We start from the raw sequence: 21,917 nt of genomic DNA on the forward strand, positions 1-21,917 counted from the left end.
ATCACGAGCAGCTCAGCCGTACTTGCCGTGGCAATGCTTGAACTTCTTGCCGGAGCCGCAGGGACAATCCTCGTTGCGGCCGACCTTGCCCCAGGTGGCGGGATTTTTGGGATCGCGGTCGGCGGCGCTGACCTCGGGCACCAGCGAGGCATTGGCGAACGCCATCTCGTCTTCGCCGGTATCCGGGTTGAGCTTGTGCGCTTCCATCACCGGCAACGCCGGCTGTGCTTCTTCCGGCGGAACGATCTCGACCCGCATCAACTGCGCCGTCACCGCCTCGCGCAGATGCGCGATCATCGCCTCGAACAGGCTGAAGGCTTCCGACTTGTATTCCTGCAACGGATCGCGCTGGCCGTAGCCGCGCAGGCCGATCACCTGGCGCAGATGGTCGAGCATCACCAGATGCTCGCGCCAGAGATGATCCAGCGTCTGCAGCAGAATGGTCTTTTCGACGTAGCGCATCACGTCGGGGCCCCATTGCGCGACCTTGGCCGCCATGCGCTCGTCGACATGCTTCTCGATGCGCGCCAGCAATTCCTCGTCGGCGATGCCCTCTTCCTTGGCCCATTCATCGACCGGCAGGTCGACGTCGAGCACGCGCTTCAACTCGTCCTTGAGGCCGGTGACGTCCCACTGCTCGGCATAGGCATGTTCGGGCACGTGCTTGGTCACGACGTCCTCGACGAAGGCGTGGCGCATGTCGGCGACGGTCTCGGCGACGCTGTCGTCCTTCATCAGGTCGACGCGCTGGTCGAAGATCACCTTGCGCTGGTCGTTCTGTACGTTGTCGAATTTGAGCAAATTCTTGCGGATGTCGAAGTTGCGCGCCTCGACCTTCTGCTGCGCTTTCTCCAGCGCCTTGTTGATCCAGGGATGGATGATCGCCTCGCCCTCTTTGAGGCCGAGCCGCGTCAGCATGGTATCGAGCCGGTCGGATCCGAAGATCCGCATCAAATCGTCTTCCAGCGACAGGAAGAATTTCGAGCGTCCGGGGTCGCCCTGACGGCCGGAGCGGCCGCGCAGCTGGTTGTCGATGCGCCGCGATTCATGGCGTTCCGAACCCATGATGTAGAGCCCGCCGGGCTTGGTGATGGTCTTGGCCGGCTTCGAACCCTTGGCGGGTTCGATTTCGACGACGTCTTCAGCCTTCAGCACGATCTCGCGGAAACGCTCGATGTCGGCCTTGATGAGCTCGATCTTGGCGGCCTTCTCGGCCTCGTCGGTGATGTGCGCGGTCTCCTGCAGGATCCGCATCTCGAGCGAACCGCCGAGCTTGATGTCGGTACCACGGCCGGCCATGTTGGTCGCGATCGTGATCGCGCCGGGGACGCCGGCTTCCGCGACGATATAGGCTTCCTGTTCGTGGAAGCGCGCGTTCAGCACCGCGAACAGTTTCGCAGGCTTGCCCGCGCGCGCCGCGGCATAGAGCTTCTCCATACCGGATTCCGAGCCGAAATCGATCTGCTTGTAGCCGTGGTTCTTCAGGTACTCGGCCAGCACTTCCGACTTCTCGATCGAGGCGGTGCCGACCAGCACCGGCTGCAGCCGCGCGTTGGCGCGTTCGATCTCGGCCAGGATCGCGGCGTATTTCTCGGTCTGGGTGCGATAGACCTCGTCGTCCTCGTCGAGGCGCGCCACCGGCACGTTGGTTGGGATTTCGACGACCTCGAGCTTGTAGATGTCGAACAGTTCGTCGGCTTCGGTCAGCGCGGTGCCGGTCATGCCGGCGAGCTTGGCGTACATCCGGAAATAGTTCTGGAAGGTGATCGAGGCCAGCGTCTGGTTTTCCGGCTGGACCTGGACATGCTCCTTGGCTTCCAGCGCCTGGTGCAGGCCTTCGGAATAGCGCCGGCCCTGCATCATGCGGCCGGTGAATTCGTCGATGATGATGACCTCGCCGTCGCGGACGATGTAGTCCTTGTCGCGGTTGAACAGCGAATGGGCGCGCAGCGCCTGATTGATGTGGTGAACCACCGAGACGTTCTCGACGTCGTAGAGCGACTCGCCCTTGAGCTGGCCGGCGTCACGCAGCAGGGTTTCGATCTTCTCCATGCCGGCTTCGGTCAGCGTCACCGTGCGCTGCTTCTCGTCGACGTCGTAATCGGTCTTGTCGAGCTTGGGCAGGAAGGTGTCGATGGTGTTGTAGAACTCCGAGCGGTCGTCGAGCGGGCCGGAGATGATCAGGGGCGTACGCGCCTCGTCGATCAGGATCGAGTCGACTTCGTCGACGATGGCGTAGAAGTGGCTGCGCTGGACCATGTCCTCCAGGCGGTACTTCATGTTGTCGCGCAGATAGTCGAAACCGTATTCGTTGTTGGTGCCGTAGGTGATGTCGCGCGAATAGGCTTCCTTGCGCTCGGCATCGTCGAGGCCGTGGACGATCACGCCGACGCTCAGTCCGAGGAAATTATAGATCTGCCCCATCCATTCGGAGTCGCGGCGGGCGAGGTAGTCGTTGACGGTGACGACGTGGACGCCCTTAGCCGCCAGCGCGTTGAGATAGACCGCAAGCGTCGCGACCAGCGTCTTGCCTTCGCCGGTCTTCATCTCGGCGATGTCGCCCTCGTGCAGAACCATGCCGCCGATCAGCTGGACGTCGAAATGGCGCTGGCCGAGGGTGCGCTTGGCCGCCTCGCGCACGGTGGCAAAGGCCGGAACCAGGAGTTCGTCGAGCGTCTTGCCGTTGGCGAGTTGCTCGCGGAATTCGGCGGTGCGGGCCTTCAGCGCCTCGTCCGACAGCGCGGCGAGCGTGGGCTCGAGCGCGTTGATGGCGTTGACGCGGGACTGGTATCCCTTCACCCGCCGGTCATTTGCGGAGCCGAAAAACTTGCGGGCGAGCGCGCCGATCATGCCGAGTTCCTGTCTATGCCGTGTCTTGCTAAGCCGTGTCTTGCGTTGCGGCCGTGACGTGATCCACCAAGTTGCCTATCAACTCACCGTGACGCGTCGCGGCAAACGCCCCGATCCGGGGGTCATCCGCCAAGTGAGTGGGATTCAGGCAAGCTAAGGTTCAACGGCAAAAAGCCCAGTAAAATAAGTGCTATCGCCATCGATTGGTTCCGGCAGAGATATGGCTGGGCCACAGGCTTGTCAACGTCGCCAAGATGTCAAGGAATTCATCATTTTGACAGACTTTTCGCGTTGCCAAGGTGCCATGATTGGGCGAGTGTCCCGCCGCCTTTGGCATTCCCATCTTCAAGACAAGGATTTTGCATGACCTCCCCGTTCCCGGAAACGAAAACCGGCCTGCGCTTCGGCTTGGCCTCCCTGGCCCTGACGACCTGCCTGGCTGCGGTTCTGGCCGCCGGCCTGCCGGCCCGCGCCCAGGACAACCCCGTTCTGGCGAAGGTTAATGGCGTGGAAATCCGTCAGAGCGACGTCGCGCTGGCCGAAGAGGAACTTGGCCCCAGCCTCGCCCAGATGGACCCGGCGACCAAGAAGGACAACGTGCTGGCGTTCCTGATCGACCTCAAGATCGTCGCCAAGGCCGCCGAGGATAAAAAGGTCGAGAATTCCGAGGACTTCAAGCGGCGCATAGCGTTCGCGCGCAACCGTCTTTTGATGGACAGCCTGCTGGCCACCGAAGGCAAGGCGGCAACCACCGACGAGGCCATGAAGAAGGTCTATGAGGAGGCCTCCAAGCAGATCACCGGCGAAGCCGAAGTCCACGCCCGGCACATCCTGGTCGAGACCGAGGACGAAGCCAAGGCGGTCGCCGAAGAGCTGAAAAAGGGCGCCGATTTCGCGGATCTCGCCAAGAAAAAGTCCAAGGACCCCGGCGCCTCCGACGGCGGCGACCTCGGCTTCTTCACCAAGGAGCAGATGGTGCCGGAATTCTCGGCCGTGGCGTTCGTGCTCGAGCCCGGCAAGATTTCCGATCCCGTCAAATCGCAGTTCGGCTGGCACATCATCAAGGTCGAGGAAAAGCGCAACCGCAAGGCGCCCGACTTCGAGCAGGTGAAGCCCCAGATCGAAACCTATGTGACGCGCAAGGCGCAGGCCGATTACGTGGCGAAGCTGCGCGAGGCCGCCAAGGTCGAGCGCATGGACAAGCCGGCCGAGCCGGCGGCGAAGCCTGCCGAGGCTGCCAAGCCCGACGCCTCCAAGATGGCGCCGGCGAAGAAATAAAATCGACTTCGCCACCCGACTTCAGTATTTAGGCATCATGCCCGGCCCACTCAGGTGTGCCGGGCATCCATGTCTTAGGGCCTTCATCAACGGATGCTGAAGACGTGGATGGCCGCGAATCCTTAAGCGCCTCGCGCTTTCCGGATCCGGCCAGATCGCTTCCAGTCTTCCTGTCGATAAGGCGCCCCCATGTCATCAGCCGTTTCCCCCCTCGCACCAACCGAAGTCCCCGACATGCCCGTGATCGCGGGCGTGCGGCTTGCCACGGCTGCCGCCGGCATCCGCTACAAGGGACGCACCGACGTGCTGCTCGCGATCATGGACAAGGGAACGAATGCGGCCGGTGTCTTCACCCAATCGAAATGCCCAAGCGCCCCGGTGGAATGGTGCCGCGCCCAACTCAAAGGCGGCGGTTCGTCCAAGGGGCTTGCGCGCGCGCTGGTGGTGAATTCCGGCAATGCCAATGCCTTCACCGGCAAGACCGGGCGGCAGGCCACGACCTTGACGGCGTCGATTGCCGCCAAGGCGGTCGGATGCAAACCAAATGAGGTGTTTCTCGCCTCCACCGGCGTGATCGGCGAGCCGCTTGACGCCACCAAATTCGACGGCGTGCTGGGCACGCTGGCCGACAGCGCTGCGCCCGCGGACTGGATGGGCGCGGCCCGGGCGATCATGACCACCGACACCTTCCCGAAGGTCGCGACCGCGACCGTGAAACTCGGCAAGGCCAAGGTCACCATCAACGGCATGGCCAAGGGCGCCGGCATGATCGCGCCCGACATGGCGACCATGCTGTCCTTCGTGTTTACCGACGCACCGCTGTCGTCGGCCGTGCTGCAATCGCTGCTCAAGAGCGGCGTCCAGGATACCTTCAACGCCCTCACCATCGACAGCGACACCTCGACATCGGACACGCTGCTGGCGTTCGCCACCGGAACGGCCGCCGCCCACGGCGCCCCAAAAATCACGCGCGCCAGCGATCCGAGGCTGAAAGCCTTCACAAAGGCATTCCGCGCGGTGCTCGCCGATCTTGCCGAGCAAGTCGCCCGCGACGGCGAAGGCGCGCGAAAACTGGTCGAGGTCATCGTCGAGGGCGCGACCACCAGCATTTCGGCGCGCCGGATCGCGATGTCGATTGCGAATTCGCCGCTGGTCAAGACCGCGATCGCCGGCGAGGACGCCAATTGGGGCCGCGTGGTGATGGCGGTCGGCAAGGCCGGCGAGCCCGCCAACCGCGACAAGCTGTCGATCTCGTTCAACGGCATCCGCGTCGCCAAGAGCGGCGCGCGCGATCCGTCCTACAACGAGCCGGAGGTTTCCGAGGCGATGAAAAGCCCGAAGATTCAGATCAAGGTCTCCCTCGGCCTCGGCAAGGGCCGCGACCGCGTGCTGACTTGCGACCTCACCAAGGAATACGTCGCCATCAACGGCGACTACCGGTCGTGATCTGGTCAGTCCGGGGCAGTCCGCAGGACTGAACCCGGAATCTCAAAATTCCCCGATGCGCAATTGCGCATCTGAGGTTCGTGCTTCGCATCGCCCCGAATGGCGGCGGTCCTAGCCGCTGATCCGGGCGTCGGCGATGGCCTTCTTGAACAGCGCGTTCATCGCTTCCGCAATGCCCTGCGTCGGGCTGACCTCGAAATACAGTCCGGTCGAGGCGCAGCTCTGCATGTTCTGCGCGATCTGGCTGTTCGGCGACGGCCCGTAGGGCCCGGTATTGAACGGCGCGATCCACGAGTTGTACCAGGCGTTGGTCGGCAGCGCGAGATAGGTGGTGTAGAGCACCGCGATCTTGATGCCGCGAGACTTGATCGCCGTGCAGAGCGCCGCGTTGAGCGGCGACTGGCAGCGTCCGCTGCTGGTGGTCGGCTTGATGCACGTTCCCGGATTGTATTCGTCGGCGACGCCGTCAGACACGAAGAACAGATACTTCAGCGGCGCCGAGGACGTGCCGGCACCGGGCGCGCTGATCGCGCTGTTGATCGCGGGTATGATGCTGGTGAACTGGGTGTCCTGGTCGTTGTTCTGGTTCTGACCGTTGACGGTCATCAAGTCGATGTTGCCGGCCGCGCTCTTGGCGCTCGACAGGCTGGAAGACAGCGAAAACAGGGCTCTTAGCCCGGCCGAGCCCGCAGATGCGCCAAAATCGTAGATCGCCATCCGGAACTGGCTCGAATAGGTCTGGGTAGCGGCCGCGGTGTCCATCAACTGCTCGGTCGCGCTGCGCAGCACGTCGATCCGCGTGGTCACGCCGAGGGTTTTTGCAAGCTTGTAGTAGTTATTGTTGTTATTGAGATCGTGACAGGCAAACGCACACTTGTCCGACGTATTGTTGACCATCTTGCTTACATCGGCCGGCGTCGCGCCGACGCCCATCGATGGCGAATTGTCCATCAGCAGATAGAAATCGATATAGAGCGGCATGCTGGTGGTGGCGGTCGACGCGCCGGTCACGGTGACACTGGTCTTGCCTATCACGCCGAGGAACATCATCGGAACCGTGGCAGAGAACTGAACCGTCGAGGTGATGACGCTCCCGGCCTTGGTCATTGCCGGCGTCATGCTGTTGAGCGTGTAGCCGGTGACGCCGTTCATGTTGGCGTTGAAGATGTTGGTGGCATCGGCGACGCCGGCCGGGATCGGCCCATCCGAGGTCATCGATCCCGCGGCGATGAAGCCGGGCGCGATCTTGGCGACCGAGCCCACGCTGGCCGCGTCGATCGCCGCCTGCAATTTGCTGCGCAACTGGGTGGCCCGCGAATAGTCGACCGCACATCCGACCGCCGATATGATGGGCAGCGACGCGATCGCAAATATCACGGCGATATTGCCGGAGCGGTCGCGACGAAAGCGGTTGAGCAGAGAAGTAAAAGCGCGCATAGGATGCCTGTTCTGGGCCGAAACTGGACGCACCCTGCCAACATCAAATTAAATTTGGGTTCCCGAGCCGCAAACAAATCGTTTGGCGACATGAGGTTGGCTCGTTAATGAAATCTTCCACGCCTGCCCAAAAATCTTGCAAACAGCCCCTCATGGCCGACATCAAACTAACCCTCGTGGTTGCCTGCGCGCTGGTCGACGCCGACAAACGGGTGCTGCTGGCGCAGCGTCCGGAAGGCAAAGCGCTCGCGGGCTTGTGGGAATTTCCCGGCGGCAAGGTCGAGCCCGGCGAACGGCCCGAGCAGACGCTGATCCGCGAACTGCATGAAGAGATCGGCATCGATGTCAGCGAGCCATGCCTGGCGCCGCTGACCTTTGCCAGCCACGCCTACGAGACTTTCCATCTCTTGATGCCGCTCTACATCTGCCGGCGCTGGGAAGGCCAGGTGATCGCACGCGAAGGCCAGCAACTGGCCTGGGTGCGCGCGGGCAAACTGCGCGACTACCCGATGCCTCCCGCGGACATTCCGCTGATCCCGCATCTGCTGGACTTGCTGTTGTGAGGTGAGCGAGCGAGCTCATACATAAATCTCTCGTCGTCCCGGCGAACGCCGGGACCCATACGCCGCGGCAGTCGTTATAACCGAAGGTCTCTAACGCAAGCGCTTTCATCGATGGGCCGCGGCGTATGGATCCCGGCGCAAGGCCGGGACGACGGCGGTGTTTGGCGCGCGCACCTTGCACCATCATGTAAACGCAGTTTCACGTTCTCGCGACGCATTGCGCCCGAGCTTTGCCAGAAATTTCCTTGCCCTCGAAATCAGAGGGCGCAGGGAAGACCGGGTGCGCGCTGCACCCGCGGTCTCGTGTGCAATTGTGCATAAGAATGCGCACACGAGCATACAGGTCCAGCGGAGAGCATCCGGCCTTCCCTGCGCAATGGCTTTACGGCTTATATCGTGCTCTCCCCGGTGAGACGGCCTCTATTGCCACCGTCGCCCCTCGGAAGCGTTAGCTCCCGCGGGACTTGACGCCGTTACGGGCGTCAGGACCACACGACTTCACCGTACGCCAATGCTGCACGCGTCAAAGCGCAACATCAGCGTCCACCGCGACCCGCCCCTCGTTGTGACGATGGCCAACGCCCCTCTGAGTGGGACGGGATGGGCATAAATGTGCACTGATTTGGGTCGCATGGAAACAAGAATATTTTTGATTTTCGGAAATTTTAGACTTGACGCGATTTCTGACAATCAGAACTGATTTGCCCGTCGGGTTGATTTGTCGCAGCCGGACCGCAAGATTGCGCTTGCGCGCGAGGCGACGCAGTCGGTGTTCGCAATTCGCGCCAAGGAATTGCGACACGCGTGGTTCGCAAGTCTGCGGCCACCGCCATTGCGAGCAGAGCCTTCGGTGGAGATCGATCACGCCTATTCAGAGCTTCTATCGTCGATACCCGCAGGTCCGGGAAAGACCGGATAACGGGCATGTTGCGGAGGTGGCACCCCGCACAAGTTGTTGTGGCTTTCCGCGACTGCCCCTTTCGGATCGCCTAAATCAGTGATTGTATAACCACATTTCGCAATCGGAGAGCACCTTCGCAACGGGGGAGAGCGTCGTGAATTACACGGGTCTGCGGTGGATCAAGGATACGAAGCAGCGGCAACGCATCATAGCCGGGCTGAGAAAGTTGCGCGCCGGACTTAAAAGCAAGGTGCCGGCCAAAAGCGACCACTCGCTGCTGCTGGCGACGTGGAACATTCGTGAGTTCGGCGGCGCCAAATACGGCGGACGCACGCCCGACGCGATGTATTACATCGCGGAGTGCATGAGCCGCTTCGACCTGATTGCGGTTCAGGAAGTCCGAGCCGATCTCAAGGCGCTCAGGGACATCATGCGGCTGCTAGGCCGGCAATGGAACGTCATCTTCACGGATGTCAGCTATGCCGACAGCGGCAATGGCGAACGGCTTGCCTTCGTCTACAACACGACCAAGGTCAGCTTTACCGGCCTTGCCGGTGAACTGGTCCTGCCCGGCAAGAGCGCGACGGAGATCATGAGCCAGATCGCCCGCACGCCGTTCGTCTGTGGCTTTCAGGTCGGCTGGGCCAAGTTCAATCTCTGCACGGTTCACATCTACTACGGTACGAGCAAGGCCGAGGATCCGAAGCGCGTCGACGAGATCAACGCACTCGCCAAGCTGCTTGCCGCAAAGGCGAAAGACTACATCAACACCAAGACGCCGGTTGATTATTCGCCCGAACATCTTGTGTTGCTTGGCGACTTCAACATCTTCTCGCGCACCGACAAGACGTATGAGGCGCTCACGAAGAACAAGTTCGTGGTGCCGGCCGCACTGCAGAAACTGCCCGCCGGAAGCAACGTGGCCCAGGACAAGTTCTATGACCAGATCGCGTTTTTCAAACAGAAGGTAGGTGTGACGAGCACGAATGCCGGCATCTTCGACTTCTTCAAATACGTTTTTGACGATCCGAAGGAATTCAAAGGCGGCAAGAGCGCACCGACCGCCAAGGCATTCCCGCAATGGCGCACCTACCAAATGTCGGATCACCTGATCATGTGGACCGAGTTCAGCGTCGACCAGACAGATACGTACCTGAAATCGCTGGCGGCCTGGGATGGCAAGTGATTTTCCAGACAAGTGAGGGATTCCAGGCCCTGCAAAGGTCTTCCGCCACGGGTATTGCGAACGAAAGCGCCGTCGCAGCCGAAGCGAGGATCGGCCGCTCCTCAATCCAATGGGGTCGAACGGGTTCGTCCCCGCGGCACGGTACGTTTCGGCAGGTCGGCGATGCGTGCCCGGAGGCGTGGCAGCATGAAGTCCAGAAAGGCGCGCAACTTGACCGGCATGAAGCGGTTGGGCGGCTAGACGAAGCTGGCGGCACCCGGATCCGTAGGTGCATATCTCACCAACGTGAGGCGCGGCATCATTTGATCAATCTGCAATGTTGGTCGCCGCTATGGCGAAACGACGGTAACCAGCCATCGAACGGGAATACTGGAACTGTCTTCCTTGACCGATCGGACCATGCCCCTCACGGTCGCAGAGCCAAAGGTCAGCGTGGCCACTTGTCCTCGATACTGGGCGTAGCGGCTGCGTCGGGCCTCGGTAGGGTCATTGGTTTCGATCTGCTGCACGTATCCCGCCAATCCGTTCATGAAACACAAATCGTGACCATGTGCAGAAACTGTAAGCACATGCAGTTAACGAATATCCGACAGTGCCGCAGGCATCGTCCAAACAAATGCTGAAATAAGCCGGTTGCCATCTCGCTATTTGGGCAAAAGAGACTATATGTGGAATATCATCGCGCGCCCCCGGCAGTTATCGATGACTGAGAGCGTTGCGCTCCCGCCTCAACCAAGCAGGCGGTCCGTTGTCAAATCCCCCAACATCCGGCTTCCGTGAGTGGCTTGTGCCTCCGGTGCTGCTGCCGAACTTTTTCGTCATGCTGATCGCCGCCCCGGTCATTTTTCAAAGTTGATCCGTCCACGCAAGACCGCAGAACAAACCCATCGGAAGGTCGCAATGGCCAACAAAGCAACTGTCAGGAACGCGTATGGCGTGCCGGCCATGTTCGCCGGATCAAAAACGGGCAGCGATGACGCTGCTTTCGTTTTTGTCAGGGTTGGAAATGAGGAGCGCCGCATGCGATGGGCCGAATGGGATGCGCTCCCGGCGTGGACCGGGCCTCGTCCCTCCTGGGGACCAAAGTTTGGCACCCCATCGACACTCGACCAGCCATAACGGTCCCGGTTCCCCTGTTAGACCGATTGGCAGCGTCTTTCGGCCATCGATGCTGCGCTTCCGGGGAAATGGAGGCGACCGCTTCCGCTTGAGGGCAAGGAGAGTAAACAGGCCGCGACAGGTTGTAATCGCGTGGTGGAGTAGCCACCTAAGGAACACTCGGCGTCCGATCCGCTTTAAGCACCCGTGCGGGTACGCCACGCCTTAGCCACGCCAAATCCTAACAACGATCGCGGCCAACGGCACGTCGCCCTGACGTGCGCGTCATGGGTCAGGGACATCCTATGCCTACCGAACATGCCGCCGTGCGGGTCGTCCACAAGCCCTGGGGGGCCCGTGATCTGCACCCCTGGAGCAATATTGACGGCTCTGGTGACGCCATCGGCGAGCTGTGGTTCGAGCGGGCCGACAAGGATGCGCCTATCCCGGCCTTGCTCCTCAAGCTGCTATTCACCAGCGAACCCTTGTCGATCCAGGTACATCCGGACGACACCTACGCACGCGCGATCGGGATGCCGAACGGCAAGAGCGAAGCGTGGTATATCCTTTCGGCTGAGCCCGACACGCAGATCGGCGCTGGATTAAAGCACCAGGTAACACCACAGCAATTGCGGGCGTCCATCCGGGACGGGTCGATCGCCGAACTGATGCACTGGCGAGCGGTTGCGAAAGACGACGTCATCTACATCCCGGCCGGCACCATCCACGCCATCGGCGCCGGTATTGTGCTGGCCGAAATTCAGCAGCGCAGTGACGCGACATTCCGCCTGTTCGACTATGGCCGGCAACGCGAATTGCACGAAGACGACGGGGTCGCGGTCGCTCACCCATGGCCGCTTCGAACGCCCTGCAATCCGACGCGCCTTTCCGCGGACCGAACGGTCCTCGTCTCCAGCCGGCATTTCGTTCTCGAGCGCGTTGAGCTGCCCGAGGGTTCAAGCTGGGCGCTGCTTGCCGAACCGGAGACCTGGATTCTTGTTCTCAACGGTCACGCCGCCATTGGACTGGTCGCGGCCTCGATCGGGGAGGCCATCTTCGTTGCCGGCGGTCGCACCAGCATCGAGGTCGGCAGCCATGGATTGAGTGCTTTGATCGCGTATCCGGCGAGCCGTCCGATCGATTCCCTGTTGCAAAGGCTTGGTGAAACACCGGGCAACGCTGCCAATCCGGCTGCTCCTGCTGTTCCGCAGTTTGAAGGCGCCAAGGAGGCGCGAACATGACGCCGCTTCGCCGCATCGCCGTCATCGGCAATTCGCTGCCCCGCCGCTGCGGTATCGCCACCTTCACGACCGATCTGGAACGCGCGCTTTCCAGTTCACGGCCGGATCTGGAGGTCAGCATTGTCGCAATGAACGACCACGGACAAGCTTACGACTATCCCGCTTCGGTTGCCTTGCAGATCAAGGATGACACCATTGAAGACTATGTGCGTGCCGCGGCCTTCCTGAACGCCGGCCGGTTCGACGTCGTCTGCCTGCAACATGAATTCGGAATCTTCGGTGGCGAAGCCGGCGGGCACATCCTCGAGCTGCTTTCACGCCTCAGCATGCCCGTCATCACCACGCTGCACACGGTGCTGGCCAAGCCGACCGCCGCCCAGCGTGCGGTCATGGAGCGCATCGTCGATGCTTCTTCGAAGATCATTGTGATGGCCAACAAGGGCCGCGAGATGCTGCGCAGCGTTTATCGCGTACCGGACAACAAGATCGAGGTGATCGCGCACGGCATTCCCGATTTTCCGTTTGTCGAGCCCGACGCGGCAAAGGCCAAACTCGGATTCAGCGACCGCTCCGTCATTCTGACGTTCGGCCTGCTCTCCCCCAGCAAGGGCATTGAGGTCATGATCGACGCCATGCCCTTGATCCTGGAACGTCGCGCGGACGCGGTCTATGTCGTGCTCGGCGCGACGCATCCAAATCTGGTGCGCGACCAGGGCGAAGCCTATCGCGAGAGCCTTGTGACGCGCGTGCGCGAACTTGGCGTCGAGAACCATGTCGTATTCCTCGACCAGTTCGTCGATCAGGCGACGTTGTTAGAGTTCATTTCGATGTGCGATGTCTACGTCACACCCTATCTCAATGAAGCGCAGATGACGTCTGGGACGCTGGCCTACAGCTTCGGATTGGGCAAGCCGGTGGTGTCGACGCCGTATTGGCACGCGCTGGAGCTGCTGGATGACGGCCGTGGCGTCATCGTTCCCTTCGGCAACGCGGTCGCGATCGGCAAGGAAATTGCGCAATTGCTCACCAATGCCCCTCGTCGGCAGGCAATGCGCGAGCGTGCCTACTCGATCAGCCGATCGATGACATGGGAGCGTACGGCCGAGCGTTACATGGCCACTTTCGAACATGCGCGCCATGGGGACTGGCTCAAGGTGGTGGCGCGTACCGGGCCGGTCGCGATCGCGCACAGCCCTGCGGCGTCGGACATGCAGTTGGATCACTTTCTTTCCATGTGCGACGATACCGGCCTGTTCCAGCATGCGGTGCATTCGGTGCCCGATCGCGCCCACGGCTATTGTGTGGATGACAATGCCCGCGCCTTGCTGCTGGCGTGCGCCCTCAACAATCCGGGCGAAACGCGCTTGTCCGAAGTATTGACGGCCCGTTTTGCCGCCTTCGTGCAGCATGCGTGGAATCCGGACACCAAACGCTTTCGCAATTTCATGGGCTTCAATCGAACCTGGCTCGAAGATCGCGGCTCCGAAGACAGTCACGGGCGAACCTTATGGGCGCTGGGTGAGTGCGCGCGCAGGGACGCAAGCCCGTCGCGACGCCGATGGGCCGCCGCCTTGTTTGCCGAGGCATTGCCGGCCGTCGAGGCCTTCAGTTCGCCCCGCGCACTGGCCTTCACCCTGCTGGGTCTGGACGGCTATTGCGCCGTTGCTCGCGATGATGCGCACGCCCGGGAAATCCGGCGCGTTCTCGCCGACAGGTTGATGTCGGGGCTCGCGTCGGTCGAAACGCCGGACTGGTCGTGGTTCGAGGAAGGCCTGGCGTATGACAATGCGCGCCTGCCGCAAGCCTTGATGCTGACAGGCATGGCCACGCAAACACCCGATTACCTCGCTGCCGGATTGCGGTCCCTGCGTTGGCTGATGACACAACAAACGACCTCGATGGGACATTTCCGCCCCGTCGGCACCGCCGGCTTCGGTGAACTGCGCCAGGCGCCGCGCGCGTTCGACCAGCAGCCGGTAGAGGCAGCGGCGACGATCGCGGCCTGCCTGACCGCCTGGCGCGCGGAGGGTGACGCCGAATGGAAGGCGATCGCAAACAACGTTTTCGCCTGGTTTCTCGGCCGCAACGATTTATCGATCGCGCTGGTCGATCCCGAGACCGGCAGTTGCCGGGATGGCTTGCATCCCGACCGCGCCAACGAAAACCGCGGCGGCGAGTCGGTCGTGTCCTATCTGCTCGGTCTTGCCGATATTCGTCAGCTTGCGCGCGTCAATGTCAGCGTGACACCCCCCGTGGCGCTTCGCGCCATCGGCGCCTGAGTCCAGTTTCCTCCAACTAACCGAGGACATCTTGTTGCAAGCCACTTTCCTGCATCGGCAAGCACTCTATCTGCGCCCCGACCCCACGCGCGTGATCGTACGCCCGTTCAAGCCGACGACTGAACCGCGCGACCTCAACCCGACCGACAAGACCCGCGCCAACCACATCGTCGAGCGCGTGCTCGCACTCGATCCGCAAGTCACAGCCAGCCTGTTGGCCGACGTGCTGGAGAACTTCCAAGGCCGGCATCGCAACCTGCTGCAGGAATTCGAGTTCCGCGCCGACGAGATGGAACAGGCGCTGGCGGCTCACGGCGCTTTTTCCAGCGTCCAGCGCCAGTTGATCGGTGCTTATTTCCTGAACGAGTACTCGTTCGAGGCCTCTGCGCTGTTCAATCCCAGCATCGTACCGCATCCCGACCAGTCTGGAGCGCCGAAAGGCGGCCTCCGCTTCGTGCTTAGTCTCCGGGCCGTTGGCGAAGGCCACGTGTCTTCGCTGACATTTCGCACCGGCACCATTGCCGCCGACGGCAGCCTGGCCGTCGATCCGACCGCGCGGCTGGCCTCCAGTCCCCGGGTCGGACGTCGCGTATCCGGACCATCAGGCGAAGCGGTTGAGATCACCTTCAAGGAGGAACAGGATATCAGCGAACGCGTGATATTTCCGGTTACCGCATCCCAATCCCAGGGCATCGAAGACGCCCGTTTCGTCGAATTCAGCGATGGTGACCACAAGACTTACTACGCCACCTTCACCGCCTATACCGGCAGAGCGATACGATCGGAGTTGATCGAGACCAGCGACTTCCTGTCATTTCGAATGTCGCCGCTGCAGGGGACCGCGGCCCACAACAAGGGCATGGCCCTGTTCCCGCGCAGGATCGACGGCAAGTACGCCATGATCGCGCGTCAGGATAATGAGAACCTCTATCTGATCTATTCGGATGACCTGCATCAGTGGGACGGCGGTCAGGCGATCCTGAAACCACAATTCCCCTGGGAGTTCGTGCAGATCGGAAACTGCGGGTCACCGATCGAGCTGGATGAAGGCTGGCTGCTGCTCACGCACGGCGTCGGTCCGGTCCGGAAATATTCGATCGGCGCGGCGCTGCTCGACAAGAAAGACCCGTCCAGGGTGCTGGCGCGTTCGGTCGAGCCGTTGCTGCATCCCGAACAGTCAGAACGCGAAGGCTATGTTCCCAACGTGGTCTATACCTGCGGCGCGATGCGGCACAATGACCAGATCATTTTGCCCTACGCCATATCCGACACCTACTCCAACTTTGCGACCATCAAGATCGCAGCCCTGCTGCAAGCAATGTCCTGATGGTGCGGAGAAGCTATTCGCACGGGTAGCCTGCTTCGACGTCCGCTTTACCGCTGCCTCGAGACTTCCGCCGAGCCTAGCTCGGTCTGGATTTCATGCGGCGCCCAGCCGTACAGCCCGATCACGTCGAAGGCGGTCTGGATCCGGCCGTCGGGATTGGCCAAGCGCTCGCGGCAGCGAATATTGAACCGCTCCTCACTCCAATGGCGACGAACCGGCTCGCGCTCGCGGCACGGCGCGTTTCGGCAGGTCGCCAATGCGCGCTCTGAGGCGCGGCAGCGCGAAGTCCAGGAAGGCCCGTAATTTGACCGGCATGAAGCGGTTGGGCGGGTACACAAGGCTGACGGGCAGCGGCGGCGGCTCAAAATCCTGCAGCAGCAGCACGAGCTCGCCGGATTTGATCGATTCGGCAAGTTGGTAGGAGAACGCCGCGGCGATCCCCATACCCGCGCGCGCGGCATCGCAGGTTGCTTCAAGGTTGTTCAAGACGAGGCGCGACCGCACCGGCACCACATATTCGGTCTGGTCCCGTTTGAACGTCCATGTGGTTGATGAGTGGAACGGCAGGAAGCTGATGCAGTCGTGTGTGGACAGGTCTTCAGGGGATTTGGGCGTCCCCCGCGATTTCAGATACGCCGGACTCGCGCACAACACGCGGCGGATTTCTCCAATCCGGATCGCGATCAGGCTGCTGTCGGTGAGGATCCCGATCCGAAGCGCGACATCGACATGGTCCTCGACAAGATTGACCGGCCGGTCCTGCAAATCGAGTTGAATGTCCACCTCCGGAAAGACAGCCACGAACTCCGCCATCACCGGCACCAGATGTAGCCGGCCAAACGCAAACGGCGACGACACAATCAAATCTCCGCGCGGCGTCGTGTACTCGCCGGACGCCGTGCGTTCGGCTTCGGCCACGTCGGCGAGGATTCGTTTCGAGGCGGCGATGTAGGAGCGGCCCGCATCCGTCGGCACGAGCGCACGGCTTGAGCGGTTGAACAGCTTGGTCTGCAGGTGCGCTTCGAGCTCGGAGACTTTCCGGCTGACCGTTGCGAGCGGCGTTTTCTGCCGACGCGCCGCAGCCGACAGGCTGCCGGCCTCGGCAACCGCCAGCACCAGCGACATGGCTTCGAAGCGGTCCATTGGATGTTTCCATCTGGTGGAAGGGTCTTTCCCGATTTTACCAGATACCCATCGTTTTCGGAAGGGTCTAGTTACGAACGCACAGCAACGGCTGGCCCCAACCCCGAATTCCAGGAGACCGACATGACCTCGATCCAGACCAAAGGCATCGCCCTGATCACCGGCGCATCAACCGGCATCGGCGCAATCTACGCCGACCGGCTGGCGAAGCGCGGCCATGACCTCATTCTGGTCGCCCGCAACAAGGATCGGCTCGCCTCCCTGGCGCGCCGGATCGCGGGCGACACCGGCCGCAAGGTCGAGACGGTCGAAGCCGATCTCACCGTCGCTGCGGATCTCCGGCGCGTCGGGGACATCCTGCGGACCAACGCCGGCATCTCCATGCTGGTCAACAATGCGGGCGTGGGCGCCACCGGGCCCCTGGTCTCCTCCGACGTCGACAAGATGGACGACATGATCAGCCTGAACGTCACAGCGCTGACGCGCCTGACCTATGCAGCGGTCCCCGGATTTGTTGCCCGCGGCCACGGCACGATCATCAACATTTCGTCGATCGTCGCGATCGCGCCGGAGGTGCTGAACGGTGTCTATGGCGGCACGAAAGCGTTCGTGCTCGCGTTCAACCACTCGCTGGTTCACGAACTCGCGGGCAAGGGCGTGCGCGTGCAGGCAGTGCTGCCGGGCGCCACGGCCACCGAATTCTGGGACGTCGCCGGCATGCCGGTTCATCATTTGCCGCAGCAGATGGTGATGTCGGCCAACGACCTAGTCGACGCTGCCCTTGCGGGCCTCGACCTTGGCGAGACCGTGACCATCCCGTCGCTGCCCAACCAGGCGGAATGGGATCGTTATGAGGCGGCACGCCGCGCAATGTCGGACAAGATTTCGAGCGCCATCCCGGCCCCCCGCTACAACTTGCGCAACCACGAGCGCGTCAGCGCCTAGGCGACGGGCAACAAGTCCAGCCGAACATCGAATTGAAACCATCACCCTGAAAACGGAGTTCACCATGTCGTACATTACAACTCAGCTTCCGACCCCCGCCCTGGCATCGCGCACCGCCTCCAACTGGCGCGATCACGCCGAACGCGTGCTCGCCTACGCCGAGCCGGTCAGCCGCGCCGGCCTCTACGTCTCGCTCGCGGTCATCTACGCCTGGTTCGGCGGGATGAAGTTTACCGAATACGAGGCCAACGGGCTGGTGCCGCTGGTGGAGAACAGTCCGCTCGTCGGCTGGTTCTATGCGCTGCTTTCGGTCCGCGGCTTCTCCACCTTCCTCGGCTTTGTCGAACTCAGCATCGGCCTGCTGATCGCCCTCAGATTGGCGAGCCCGATCTTTTCCGCGGCCGGCGGCGTTCTCTCGGCCGGGCTCTTCGTCACGACCCTCAGCTTCATGATCTCGACGCCTGATGTCGTCGTGCCGGAGCTCGGCTTCCCCGCGATCTCGGTCGCGCCGGGTCAGTTCCTCCTGAAAGACGTCGGCCTGTTCGCCGCCTCCTTCTGGGTGTTCGTCGACTCGCTGAAGACCGCGGTTCGCAAGTGATCAACCTTTCCAAACAAGATGGAGCACGAACATGAGCAAGCGATTGGACTACAACCAGGTTGCACCGGCAGGCGTGAAAGCGCTGGGCGGCGTCTACGGCTACGTCATGCAGAGCGGTCTTTCGCCCGTGCTGGTCGACCTGGTCTACTTACGGATTTCCCAGATCAACAACTGCGCCTACTGCCTCGACATGCACACGCGCGACCTGCTCAAGAAGGGGCAGAAGATCGAGAAGCTCGCGCTGCTGCAGGCATGGGCGGAAGCCGGCAGTCTGTTCGATGCGCGCGAACGCGCCGCCCTGGCATGGGCCGAGACGGTGACGCGCGTTGCCGATACCGGCGTGCCGGATCAGGCGTATCAGGCCGCCCGCGCCGTGTTCGAGGAGCGCGAGCTCGTCGACCTCACGATCGCGATCGGCCTGATGAACGCCTACAACCGCCTGGCCATCAGTTTTCGCAACACGCCGCAGGCCGCGATCGAGAATTTGAAGGCGGCATAGTCCGGGCCTCGCGCGGCGTGACAACCGCTCGTGCAAAGCCAGGCCAACGTCTCCCGATGGGATCGGGCATCTGCGAACAAGTCAGGAAAGGACCAGCACATGAGCGCCATCGTCAGAGCCGCCGCCGGTGGCGCTACCGGCCGCCAGTTTCCTTCGCCAGTTCGGTCAGCTTCGTAGCGACGTCGTGAAGTATCCCCTGGAATGTCTTCAGATCGCGTTCGGACCGGTTGCCGAACAGCAGTTTGGCGAACTCGGTCGTCTCCGATTGCAGTCTTGCGAAGGATTTTTGCCCTTTCGCCGTCAGAACAATGACGGCAGCACGCCGATCCGTCGGGTGTGCCGTGCGACGGACAAAACCGGTCTCCTCCAGCGCATCGATGAGCGTGGTTACGTTACGCGGCGTGACCTTCAATTCCGCGGCCAGTTCCGCCTGCGTCATACGCTCGGCCCCACCCAGCACCCACAACACTTGCGCCCTTGTCTGCGTCAGGCCGCGCTCGGCCAAGCCACGCTGCATATCCGCCGACATCAGCGTTGTGACCAGGAATAGCTGCGACAGCACGTCGCTGCAAAGTGATGTATTATCTACATTGTGTATCATATTCACGATGTGCTTTATACCAATTCGATTGTCAATTGGAGTCCCGTCGTGCTCGCCACCAATACCGCATCCCAGGGAAATATCGCATTGATGCGTAGCGCCTTCGCCGCCTTGAGCCGCAGGGACATTGTGGCTGCTGCCGAGTTCCTGTCGCCGGACTTCATCATTAACTTGGCCGGGGTGCCGCATCAAATGCGCGGCCGGCGCATATGGCGAAGGAATTCGGAAGCCTTCTTCAACGCTTTTCCCGACATTCAGATCGAAGCGCAGGACATGTTTGCAGCCGATGACAAGGTGGCGGTGCGTCTTCGCTTTACCGGAACGCACACCGGCGAGTTCCTGGGAAATCAGCCGACCGGAAAGCGCGTCGATTACCAAAGCTGCGAACTGTACCGCATTGCTGATGGCAAGATCGCCGAGGAGTGGATCTGCGCTGACATGCTCACGATCCTGACCCAGATCGGCGCATTTCCTGCCAGGCATCTCCTGCTGATGTGGCTTGCCGGATACCGTGTGTGGTTTGCGGCGGGCCTCGGCCTGCTTGCGGGGGTGATTTCGACGCTGACCCTGTCCTCCATCGTAGCCTGACCAGACGGCTCACGAATCACAATTCTACTTCGTCTTCCCCTTCACCGCCGCCTCCAGGCTGGCTTTCGCCGAACCCGGCCGCAGCGGTTTGGGCTGGCTTTCATGTGGCGCCCAGCCGGACAGCCAGATCACGTCGAAGGTGGCGCGGATACGGCCGTCCGAATCGGCAAAGCGTTCGCCGTAGATCTGCGCCATCCGCAGCAGCGTGGCGCGGCGGGTGGGTGCCCGCCGGCGCTCGACCAGAATATTGGTCGCGCCCATCCTTCTCAGATCGGCCGTCAGCGCCAATGCGCTGTCGTAGCGCACCACGACGCGATCGACGTCGGTGACCGGCAGCGCAAAGCCCGCGCGTTGCAGCAGCGCGCCGACATCGCGCAGATCGGCAAAGGGTGCGACGCGCGGCGACACTCCGCCCTCGCATTCGGCCTCCGCCGCCGCAAACGACTGCCGGAGTTCGGTCAGCGTATCGCCGCCGATCATCGCCGCCAGCAGCAATCCATCCGGCCGCAGCGCGCGCCTGATCTGCGCCAGCACGCCAGGCAAATCATTGACGAATTGAAAGGCGAGCGCGGAGACCGCAAGATCGAGCGATTCCGGCGCAAGCCGCAGCGTTTCCGTTTCATCCGGTTCGACCCGGGTGATGGATTTGAAACGATTCGCCACCGGCTTGCGCAGCAGCTCGACCGGCGTCCAGATTTCGGCGACGTCGGAAAAATCCCGCGTCACCGCCGCCAGCCGCTCTTCCATATCCTCGGTGACGCGATCGAGCAGGAACGTCGCTGGCCCAAGGCGGCGCGCACGATCCTGCCGCGCGCGCAACAGCGCGCGGTCGAACAGGATGGGTGCGGCGGTCGGGTTCGGAGCCATGGCGGTTGGTACGCTGGTTAGCGCGTCTCTGGCAATCTGGGATGCGCCTATCTCGTGTCCCGGGCGCGATGCAGCGCGCAGCGGTGCTTCGCAGAACCGGGACCCAGACTCGCAGTCAGATGGACCCCGGATCAGCAGCGCACCACGCCGCAAGTGCGGCGCGCTGCGCAGCATCCGGGGAACGGAGACCGGTTTTCGTCGCTTGAGCACTGCGCCGCGCGGCGCTAGCCTCACCCCATGGACGCCGAGGCATCACCAGCACGCTCCATCTCCACCCATTTGCGCGGCGTGCTGAACGCCGCGCGCGGCGTGTTTGCGCATATTCCAAGGCTGGCGCTCGACATCGCGCTGCCGACGCTGTGCGTTTCCTGCCGCGAGCCGGTCGATGGCGAGGGCGTCTGCTCGGAATGCTGGGCCAAATTGTCGTTCATCGCGCCGCCATTTTGCCCGCGGCTCGGCATTCCCTTTGTCTACGACCCCGGGCCCGATTTGCTGTCGATGGAGGCGATTGCCAATCCGCCGGCCTACCAGCGCGCCCGCGCCGCCGTGCGCTACGACGATGTCGCGCGCACGCTGGTTCATTCGCTGAAATACCAGGACCGCACCGATCTGGCCCCCGCGATGGGGCGCTGGATGGCCCGCGCGGGCCAGGAATTGCTTGGGGAAGCCGACGTGCTGGTCCCGGTTCCCCTGCATTGGCGGCGTGGCTGGAGCCGCCGCTACAACCAGTCCGGCGCGCTGGCGCGGGTGATTTCGCGTCAAACCGGGGTGAAACTGGCCTCCGAGGCGCTCCGGCGGGTCCGGGCGACCGAACAGCAGATCGGGCTGTCGCGTTCGCAGCGCGCCAGCAATGTGCAGGGCGCCTTCAAGGTCGCCGCCGACCGCACGGCTGACATCCAGGGCCGCCGCGTGGTCCTGATCGACGACGTCCTGACCTCCGGCGCCACCACCGACGCCTGCGCCCGTGCCTTATTGCGCGCCAAGGCCGCGCAGGTCGACGTGCTGGTATTCGCGCGGGTTGTGGACACCCACCGGGCTCCCATATAATTCAAAGACTTGCCATTTCCGGA

General features: G+C 62.3%; 17 protein-coding genes. 12 read left to right on the top strand and 5 right to left on the bottom strand.

The window, feature by feature from the left end; all coding sequences use genetic code 11:
• Positions 1 to 12 precede the first annotated feature (12 nt).
• The gene (secA, locus tag JQ600_RS19135; protein WP_212386505.1) at positions 13 to 2,850 is read right to left on the bottom strand and encodes a preprotein translocase subunit SecA; all 2,838 of its coding nucleotides are present in this window, start codon (positions 2,848 to 2,850) and stop codon (positions 13 to 15) included.
• A 363-nt stretch (positions 2,851 to 3,213) separates the two neighbouring features.
• On the opposite strand from secA, the gene JQ600_RS19140 reads away from it, so the two are divergent.
• Both JQ600_RS19140 and argJ read left to right on the top strand, forming a co-directional pair.
• Positions 3,214 to 4,128, top strand: coding sequence for a peptidylprolyl isomerase (locus JQ600_RS19140; RefSeq protein WP_212270151.1), 915 nt, complete (start codon positions 3,214 to 3,216; stop codon positions 4,126 to 4,128).
• Positions 4,129 to 4,317: 189 nt separating this feature from the next.
• Positions 4,318 to 5,574 (top strand): bifunctional glutamate N-acetyltransferase/amino-acid acetyltransferase ArgJ, encoded by a 1,257-nt coding sequence (gene argJ, locus JQ600_RS19145; RefSeq protein ID WP_212490033.1) that lies wholly within the window; start codon positions 4,318 to 4,320, stop codon positions 5,572 to 5,574.
• A 111-nt stretch (positions 5,575 to 5,685) separates the two neighbouring features.
• Here the strand turns inward: argJ and JQ600_RS19150 are convergent, their stop codons facing one another.
• On the bottom strand, positions 5,686 to 7,011 hold the full coding sequence (locus JQ600_RS19150) for a TadE/TadG family type IV pilus assembly protein (protein WP_212270149.1): 1,326 nt from the start codon (positions 7,009 to 7,011) through the stop codon (positions 5,686 to 5,688).
• Between the two features lie 152 nt (positions 7,012 to 7,163).
• On the opposite strand from JQ600_RS19150, the gene JQ600_RS19155 reads away from it, so the two are divergent.
• The 5 genes from JQ600_RS19155 (at position 7,164) to JQ600_RS19175 (ending at position 15,606) form a co-directional block, all read left to right on the top strand.
• Positions 7,164 to 7,574: a (deoxy)nucleoside triphosphate pyrophosphohydrolase gene (locus JQ600_RS19155; protein WP_212035802.1), complete on the top strand. Its 411-nt coding sequence runs from the start codon at positions 7,164 to 7,166 to the stop codon at positions 7,572 to 7,574.
• Between the two features lie 1,055 nt (positions 7,575 to 8,629).
• Positions 8,630 to 9,661, top strand: coding sequence for an endonuclease/exonuclease/phosphatase family protein (locus JQ600_RS19160; RefSeq protein ID WP_212386503.1), 1,032 nt, complete (start codon positions 8,630 to 8,632; stop codon positions 9,659 to 9,661).
• Between the two features lie 1,403 nt (positions 9,662 to 11,064).
• Positions 11,065 to 12,000, top strand: coding sequence for a class I mannose-6-phosphate isomerase (locus JQ600_RS19165; protein WP_212386708.1), 936 nt, complete (start codon positions 11,065 to 11,067; stop codon positions 11,998 to 12,000).
• The gene (locus JQ600_RS19170; protein WP_212386502.1) at positions 11,997 to 14,279 is read left to right on the top strand and encodes a glycosyltransferase family 4 protein; all 2,283 of its coding nucleotides are present in this window, start codon (positions 11,997 to 11,999) and stop codon (positions 14,277 to 14,279) included. Before JQ600_RS19165 ends, JQ600_RS19170 begins: the two co-directional genes overlap by 4 nt.
• A gap of 31 nt (positions 14,280 to 14,310) precedes the next feature.
• Positions 14,311 to 15,606, top strand: coding sequence for a glycoside hydrolase family 130 protein (locus JQ600_RS19175; RefSeq protein ID WP_212386501.1), 1,296 nt, complete (start codon positions 14,311 to 14,313; stop codon positions 15,604 to 15,606).
• 195 nt (positions 15,607 to 15,801) lie between these two features.
• On the opposite strand, the gene JQ600_RS19180 is transcribed toward JQ600_RS19175, so the two are convergent.
• The gene (locus JQ600_RS19180; RefSeq protein ID WP_212269883.1) at positions 15,802 to 16,749 is read right to left on the bottom strand and encodes a LysR family transcriptional regulator; all 948 of its coding nucleotides are present in this window, start codon (positions 16,747 to 16,749) and stop codon (positions 15,802 to 15,804) included.
• Between the two features lie 123 nt (positions 16,750 to 16,872).
• Between JQ600_RS19180 and JQ600_RS19185 the strand changes: the two genes are divergently transcribed.
• The 3 genes from JQ600_RS19185 to JQ600_RS19195 all read left to right on the top strand — a co-directional run bounded on the left by JQ600_RS19185 (position 16,873) and on the right by JQ600_RS19195 (position 18,791).
• A complete protein-coding gene (locus JQ600_RS19185) occupies positions 16,873 to 17,694 on the top strand; it encodes an SDR family oxidoreductase (RefSeq protein ID WP_212490034.1) in 822 nt (273 codons plus the stop codon).
• A 64-nt stretch (positions 17,695 to 17,758) separates the two neighbouring features.
• Positions 17,759 to 18,292, top strand: a complete 534-nt coding sequence (locus tag JQ600_RS19190; protein ID WP_212386499.1) for a YkgB family protein — start codon at positions 17,759 to 17,761, stop codon at positions 18,290 to 18,292.
• Positions 18,293 to 18,323: 31 nt separating this feature from the next.
• Complete coding sequence (locus JQ600_RS19195) at positions 18,324 to 18,791, top strand: carboxymuconolactone decarboxylase family protein (RefSeq protein ID WP_212386498.1); 468 nt, start codon at positions 18,324 to 18,326, stop codon at positions 18,789 to 18,791.
• Positions 18,792 to 18,924: 133 nt separating this feature from the next.
• On the opposite strand, the gene JQ600_RS19200 is transcribed toward JQ600_RS19195, so the two are convergent.
• The gene (locus JQ600_RS19200) at positions 18,925 to 19,353 is read right to left on the bottom strand and encodes a MarR family winged helix-turn-helix transcriptional regulator (RefSeq protein WP_212269879.1); all 429 of its coding nucleotides are present in this window, start codon (positions 19,351 to 19,353) and stop codon (positions 18,925 to 18,927) included.
• Between the two features lie 87 nt (positions 19,354 to 19,440).
• On the opposite strand from JQ600_RS19200, the gene JQ600_RS19205 reads away from it, so the two are divergent.
• Positions 19,441 to 19,980: an ester cyclase gene (locus tag JQ600_RS19205; RefSeq protein WP_212269878.1), complete on the top strand. Its 540-nt coding sequence runs from the start codon at positions 19,441 to 19,443 to the stop codon at positions 19,978 to 19,980.
• 24 nt (positions 19,981 to 20,004) lie between these two features.
• Here JQ600_RS19205 and JQ600_RS19210 read toward each other — a convergent pair whose 3' ends face one another.
• On the bottom strand, positions 20,005 to 20,847 hold the full coding sequence (locus JQ600_RS19210; protein ID WP_212386496.1) for a methyltransferase domain-containing protein: 843 nt from the start codon (positions 20,845 to 20,847) through the stop codon (positions 20,005 to 20,007).
• Positions 20,848 to 21,084: 237 nt separating this feature from the next.
• Here JQ600_RS19210 and JQ600_RS19215 point away from each other — a divergent pair, with 237 nt between their 5' ends.
• Positions 21,085 to 21,894: a ComF family protein gene (locus tag JQ600_RS19215; protein ID WP_212490035.1), complete on the top strand. Its 810-nt coding sequence runs from the start codon at positions 21,085 to 21,087 to the stop codon at positions 21,892 to 21,894.
• Positions 21,895 to 21,917 lie beyond the last annotated feature (23 nt).

It is taken from the genome of Bradyrhizobium sp. AUGA SZCCT0176, from assembly GCF_018130145.1.
In the GTDB taxonomy this organism is placed as follows: Bacteria; Pseudomonadota; Alphaproteobacteria; order Rhizobiales; family Xanthobacteraceae; genus Bradyrhizobium.

Excerpts from the sequence above, each read along its gene's own strand:
- JQ600_RS19210 (WP_212386496.1), bottom strand. The coding sequence starts at position 20,847 with ATGGCTCCGAACCCGACCGCCGCACCCATCCTGTTCGACCGCGCGCTG.
- JQ600_RS19185 (WP_212490034.1), top strand. The coding sequence starts at position 16,873 with ATGACCTCGATCCAGACCAAAGGCATCGCCCTGATCACCGGCGCATCA.
- JQ600_RS19140 (WP_212270151.1), top strand. The coding sequence starts at position 3,214 with ATGACCTCCCCGTTCCCGGAAACGAAAACCGGCCTGCGCTTCGGCTTG.
- JQ600_RS19195 (WP_212386498.1), top strand. The coding sequence starts at position 18,324 with ATGAGCAAGCGATTGGACTACAACCAGGTTGCACCGGCAGGCGTGAAA.
- JQ600_RS19180 (WP_212269883.1), bottom strand. The coding sequence starts at position 16,749 with ATGGACCGCTTCGAAGCCATGTCGCTGGTGCTGGCGGTTGCCGAGGCC.
- argJ (WP_212490033.1), top strand. The coding sequence starts at position 4,318 with ATGTCATCAGCCGTTTCCCCCCTCGCACCAACCGAAGTCCCCGACATG.
- JQ600_RS19170 (WP_212386502.1), top strand. The coding sequence starts at position 11,997 with ATGACGCCGCTTCGCCGCATCGCCGTCATCGGCAATTCGCTGCCCCGC.
- JQ600_RS19150 (WP_212270149.1), bottom strand. The coding sequence starts at position 7,011 with ATGCGCGCTTTTACTTCTCTGCTCAACCGCTTTCGTCGCGACCGCTCC.
- JQ600_RS19165 (WP_212386708.1), top strand. The coding sequence starts at position 11,065 with ATGCCTACCGAACATGCCGCCGTGCGGGTCGTCCACAAGCCCTGGGGG.
- JQ600_RS19215 (WP_212490035.1), top strand. The coding sequence starts at position 21,085 with ATGGACGCCGAGGCATCACCAGCACGCTCCATCTCCACCCATTTGCGC.
- secA (WP_212386505.1), bottom strand. The coding sequence starts at position 2,850 with ATGATCGGCGCGCTCGCCCGCAAGTTTTTCGGCTCCGCAAATGACCGG.
- JQ600_RS19155 (WP_212035802.1), top strand. The coding sequence starts at position 7,164 with ATGGCCGACATCAAACTAACCCTCGTGGTTGCCTGCGCGCTGGTCGAC.
- JQ600_RS19190 (WP_212386499.1), top strand. The coding sequence starts at position 17,759 with ATGTCGTACATTACAACTCAGCTTCCGACCCCCGCCCTGGCATCGCGC.